General features: G+C 32.1%; 4 protein-coding genes. 2 read left to right on the top strand and 2 right to left on the bottom strand.

The features are described from left to right. Positions 1-679: 679 nt before the first annotated feature. Entirely contained in the window at positions 680-832 is a 153-nt protein-coding gene (locus HSX44_RS00895; protein WP_275601908.1) for a hypothetical protein, read from the bottom strand. Positions 833-1,462: 630 nt separating this feature from the next. Between HSX44_RS00895 and HSX44_RS00890 the strand changes: the two genes are divergently transcribed. Continuing rightward, entirely contained in the window at positions 1,463-2,857 is a 1,395-nt protein-coding gene (locus tag HSX44_RS00890; protein ID WP_275601907.1) for a malonyl-CoA decarboxylase, read from the top strand. Between the two features lie 61 nt (positions 2,858-2,918). Next, positions 2,919-4,718 (top strand): translation elongation factor 4, encoded by a 1,800-nt coding sequence (gene lepA / locus HSX44_RS00885; protein WP_275601906.1) that lies wholly within the window; start codon positions 2,919-2,921, stop codon positions 4,716-4,718. Here lepA and HSX44_RS00880 read toward each other — a convergent pair. After that, the gene (locus HSX44_RS00880) at positions 4,690-4,941 is read right to left on the bottom strand and encodes a hypothetical protein (protein WP_275601905.1); all 252 of its coding nucleotides are present in this window, start codon (positions 4,939-4,941) and stop codon (positions 4,690-4,692) included. The genes lepA and HSX44_RS00880 overlap by 29 nt on opposite strands. Positions 4,942-5,146 lie beyond the last annotated feature (205 nt).

Genomic DNA, 5,146 nt, shown 5'->3' with positions numbered 1-5,146 from the left:
GCAATAGATAATGTTGGGGGTATAAAATTAAGAAGTGAAAGAAAGATTTGCTAAGTAAAAAAGTAAAAAACATGTTATTCTAAAGTGCATGAAATTTTTCTATCTAATGTTAAGAATTAGTGGCGTCTTTTGTTTTTCTAATATGTACTAAGGCTTAAACTAATAATAAGTATAGTCTAAGAGAGACAGATTAAGAAAAGGTATAGTGTACATAACAAAGGCATGCTAAACTTTTTACTGAATTTGGTTATTTAGATGGAAAATCCGCAAACAGAGATGAGTTTTGAGTTCTAAAATACCTTTACTGTTAGTATAATGAGGTCTTGAGATAGCCAATCAAAAAAGTTTGGCCATTTTAATTACAAGCTTCAGTCCAAAAATTTCTGAATTCTAGTATCTTAACCCTGAAACAGCTTATATATAAATTATAGTTCTTAACTACCATGAACATACTCATTACAATGAGCAGGAGGTCTACCATTTCAAGGATAGGAAGTAGGAGTACCTACTTAATTGACTCCTAAAACTAGGCTTTATTTATGTGTTTGTCTCAGATTTTAATTCTAACTTTCCGCAAAATTTTTGAAAATATTCTTTGACAATATCAAACAGATTATTATCACTCATCTCTATGAGAGCTTTTTAGTTCCTCAAAACAATAATTAATAATTCACCATTTCTATATTTTACACATCTTTACTATCTCAAGATTCAGTATAAACTCTAGTAAATTACTCAGCTGACATATAACTACTTTTCCTGAGTTACGATCATCAATCAATAGTTTAATATCTGTTATAGATACTTCCGTTATCAAACTTAACGCTAACATAGTTTCTATTGCTACAGTAGATATAGAGATAAAATATCTTGACTTTGATACACTAGCTTATGGTAAAGAATTACAGGAACAAAAACATTCATTACTAATCCTCTACTTACTAGTAAGAAAATTGATTGCAATTAGTCACTAGCTCTTCTAAGACATAGTCATTTAGAATGATCGTTAATGTACTGAACATTTCTCTAAAAACTTTTTTGTAATTTAACGATAATTCTTGCTTTCATCTACTCTTGTTCTTAATAAAAGAAACTGTTCTTCACTGCTGTAAAATTCTTTTCCGCGTGTATCAGCGCTAGTTAAATTTTGCTTAAATCCTATCCATGCATACTGCTTTCAAGATTTTCCTATCAACAGGTTAACTGAAGTTTTGTCTATATTTTCGTCATTAATAAGGATTTTGTTCCTTTGTTATCCCTTTACAACTCTTAATTTACTAAAATTGAAATCTTCGACTTAAGCTTTCAATATAACCATTGGACTTTTCTTTTCTTCTACCATAGTAGAATCATACCAAACCCTAATTATACTATGAAAATTAATAATAATCTGATAACGGTGCCTGTTGTATAGACTAAGATTCTCCTTTGGTTTAATATAGATGTATAATAGAAGAAGTTTATGATGAAAGAATCATTAGCAAAAACTGATGTAGTGCAAGTTGAAGATAAAAAAGCAGCGAAAGGCTTTTTAAAAATACTAGGTGAAGTAACAGATGCTGTAAGGTCGTGGATTGGTAACATTGGCTCTGATTTAGACAATAGCCGTGATATTAATAGTCTAGTTTCGAAGATGAATGAGTGCTTAAATCCAAAAGGAGGAGAAGTCTCAGCACGTAAGAATACTGTATCTCTCGGTAACTTATATTTAAGTTTATCAGAGAAAGGTAAAATAAGGTTTTTACAAACTCTGGCAGAGAAATTTAATACAAGCAAGGCAGAAATAGATAAGAAAATAAAAGGATACAAGGAAAATAAGAATCCTGAGTTAGACTATAAATTTGAACAGGACTTGATAAAAGTCCTTGAATCACCGCGTTCTAAAATATTGAAGCAATTTATTTCTTTACCAGAAGGCCTCAAGTTTATTGTTGATATGCGTTCTGATGTACTTAAGTTAAGAAAGCAATATAAAGAGCTTAACCGATTAGAAAGTGAATTAAAAAGCATACTTCTCTCCTGGGTTGACGTCGATTTACTTGATCTTCGTCAAATTACCTGGGGTTCACCTGCATCATTATTAGAAAAACTTATAAAGTATGAAGCTGTGCATAAAATTTCTTCATGGAGTGATCTAAAAAATAGACTAGACTCTGACCGTCTCTGTTTTACCTTTTTTCATTATAAAATACCAAATGAACCTCTGATTTTCGTAGAGGTTGCGTTAATGAATAAGATTGCAGATAGCATTCAATACCTCTTAGATGAATCAACACCCTCAAGTGATCCAAGCAATGCAAACACTGCTATATTCTATTCAATATCAAATACCCAAACAGGATTGTCTGGAATTAGCCTAGGTAATTTCTTGATCAAAAGGGTTGTAGAAAAGCTATCACAGGAGTTTAAAAGTATAAAAACATACGCAACACTTTCTCCGATACCTGGCTTTACAAAATGGCTAAAAGGAAATCTAAGGCAGGATACTATTTTGTTAGGAAAATTAGGTATAAAACAGTCTATTACAAAGATTTTAGAAAGCATAGAACAATTAAAAACTAACACTGAATACGAAAAACAATACTTGCTGAAACTTTGTGCATATTACTTACTAAAGGTTAAAAACAATAATGGCAATGCCTATGACCAAGTGGCACACTTTCATTTAAGCAATGGTGCATCAATAAAGCAACTAAACTGGATGGCAGATACTTCTGAAAAGGGCATTAGTCAATCTGCTGGAATGATGGTGAATTACTTATATGAATTGTCTAAAATAGATAATAATCACGAAAATTATATGATTAATAAAATGATTTCTTGTGCAAAGCAGGTATCATCTATATTAAAACGATAAGTAAATAATTGTCCTAATAATACTTAAAATACAAAATAGTTTTACTTAAATAAGTAGATTAATGAATAAAATAAGAAATTTTGCAATAATAGCGCATATAGATCACGGAAAATCAACTCTTGCTGATCGTTTAATAGAGTGGTGTAATGCCCTTGAAGCAAGAGAAATGACCAATCAAGTGCTCGATTCAATGGAGATAGAACGTAAACGTGGAATTACAATCAAAGCACAGACAGTGAAACTCAACTATACTGCAAATGATGGTAATCAATATTGCTTAAACCTTATAGATACCCCAGGTCATGTTGACTTTTCATATGAAGTCAGTCGAAGCTTAGCTGCGTGTGAAGGTTCGCTTTTGATAGTGGATAGTAACCAGGGAATTGAAGCTCAGACCCTTGCAAATGTATACAGAGCAATTGAAAATAATCATGAGATAATAGTTGTACTCAACAAAGTCGATCTTCCTGCTGCAGATCCAGAGATGGTAAAACTTCAAATTGAAGAAGTAATTGGTATTGATACAAGTAACTCAATTTTAATATCGGCAAAAACTGGACTCGGAATAAGGGATGTATTAGAAGCAATAGTGACGAAGCTTCCAGCTCCACGTGGTAACATAAATGCTCCGCTACAAGCAATTTTGATTGATAGTTGGTATGATACTTATCTGGGAGTGGTAATTTTAGTACGAGTTAAAAATGGAATACTAAAAAAAGGCATGAGAATTATCATGATGTCTAACAATGCTACATATCAGGTGGATAATATCGGTATTTTTACTCCTAAAAAGGTCATGACTGGTGAACTTTCAACAGGTGAAATTGGTTTTATAACTGCTTCAATAAAAGAAGTAACAGACTGTAAAGTGGGAGACACTATTACCGAAGAAATAAGACCATGCAGTAAGGCATTGCCAGGTTTTAAAGAAGTCCACCCTGTGGTATTTTGTAGTATTTTTCCTGACAAAACAGATAACTTTAAATATTTAAAAGAAGCACTAGAAAAATTACACTTAAATGATGCAAGTTTTACTTTCGAGACTGAGACTTCGAATGCGCTAGGTTATGGATTTCGTTGTGGCTTTTTAGGAATATTACATCTTGAAGTTATTCAAGAAAGGCTTGAGAGGGAGTTTGATTTAAGCTTAACAGTAACCGCACCAAGTGTTATATATAAGATTACAACACAAAATGGCAAAATTCTGAACACTCATAACTCTAATGAAATACCAGATCTAACAAAAATTAAGATAGTTGAGGAACCGTGGATTACTGCAACCATAATAACACCTGACCAATATTTAGGAGAAATTATATCTTTGTGTGAAGAGAGAAGGGGAAAACAGAAGGACTTATCTTATATTGGTAACACATCAACAACACTGCTAAAATATAAGTTGCCACTGTCTGAAGTTGTTTTTGACTTTTATGATAGACTGAAATCAATTTCTAAGGGATACTCAAGTTTGGATTGGAAAGTTTCCGATTATCAGGAAAGTCAAGTAGATAAACTAACTTTTTTAGTCAATGGAAAACCAGTTGACGCATTAACCTGCATTATTCACAAAAGCAGAGTAGAAAAAAGGGGAAGAGAAATATGTTCTCGTTTAAAAGATTTAATACCGCGCCAGCAATACAAAATTATAATTCAAGCAGCAGTAAGTGGTAAAATTATTGCCAAAGAGACAATTAATCCGTACAGAAAGGATGTAACAGCTAAACTTTATGGTGGAGATGTAACGCGGAAGATGAAGCTTTTAGAAAAGCAAAAGAAAGGTAAGAAAAAGCTATATTCTATAGGAAGAGTAGTAAATATTCCACATAATACTTTTATTCAAGCTTTAAAAATAAATGACTAGTATATGGGTTATAACTAAAGACACTCAGATTTATTAACAAAATGTTCCTCACATAATTATCAATAATTGTCTTAAATTCCTCAGATATGTTGTTGATTTGTAAAATCTTAAAATACTTACCATCTTTATAGACTGCTGAAACTGACTCTTCTCCATATTCAGGTAAACTAATTCCTAAATTAATATATTTACTCTCTCTGAGACCGTTTACGACACAACTCATAACAGCAATATTTATATGTTCTACATCTGTTTTTCTTTCAGGCCAGCATGTAAATTTTTATGTAATCATTTACTTCTTTAGTCAATACACGGAAACAATCGCTACTTGTCCGCATCCACATTCTGAACATAAGCTAACTTGAGGTTAAAGTGGTGTAAGCTATGGTAAGCAAGCCCTGCTGTGGTACTTATAACACCCTTATTAC

This window comes from Wolbachia endosymbiont of Onchocerca gibsoni (assembly GCF_029169405.1).
Taxonomy (GTDB): domain Bacteria; phylum Pseudomonadota; class Alphaproteobacteria; order Rickettsiales; family Anaplasmataceae; genus Wolbachia.
Note: the sequence above shows the minus strand (reverse complement) of the source record. Positions and strands in the feature narration are given on the sequence as shown.

Excerpts from the sequence above, each read along its gene's own strand:
- HSX44_RS00895 (WP_275601908.1), bottom strand. The coding sequence starts at position 832 with ATGTTAGCGTTAAGTTTGATAACGGAAGTATCTATAACAGATATTAAA.
- HSX44_RS00890 (WP_275601907.1), top strand. The coding sequence starts at position 1,463 with ATGATGAAAGAATCATTAGCAAAAACTGATGTAGTGCAAGTTGAAGAT.
- lepA (WP_275601906.1), top strand. The coding sequence starts at position 2,919 with ATGAATAAAATAAGAAATTTTGCAATAATAGCGCATATAGATCACGGA.
- HSX44_RS00880 (WP_275601905.1), bottom strand. The coding sequence starts at position 4,941 with ATGAGTTGTGTCGTAAACGGTCTCAGAGAGAGTAAATATATTAATTTA.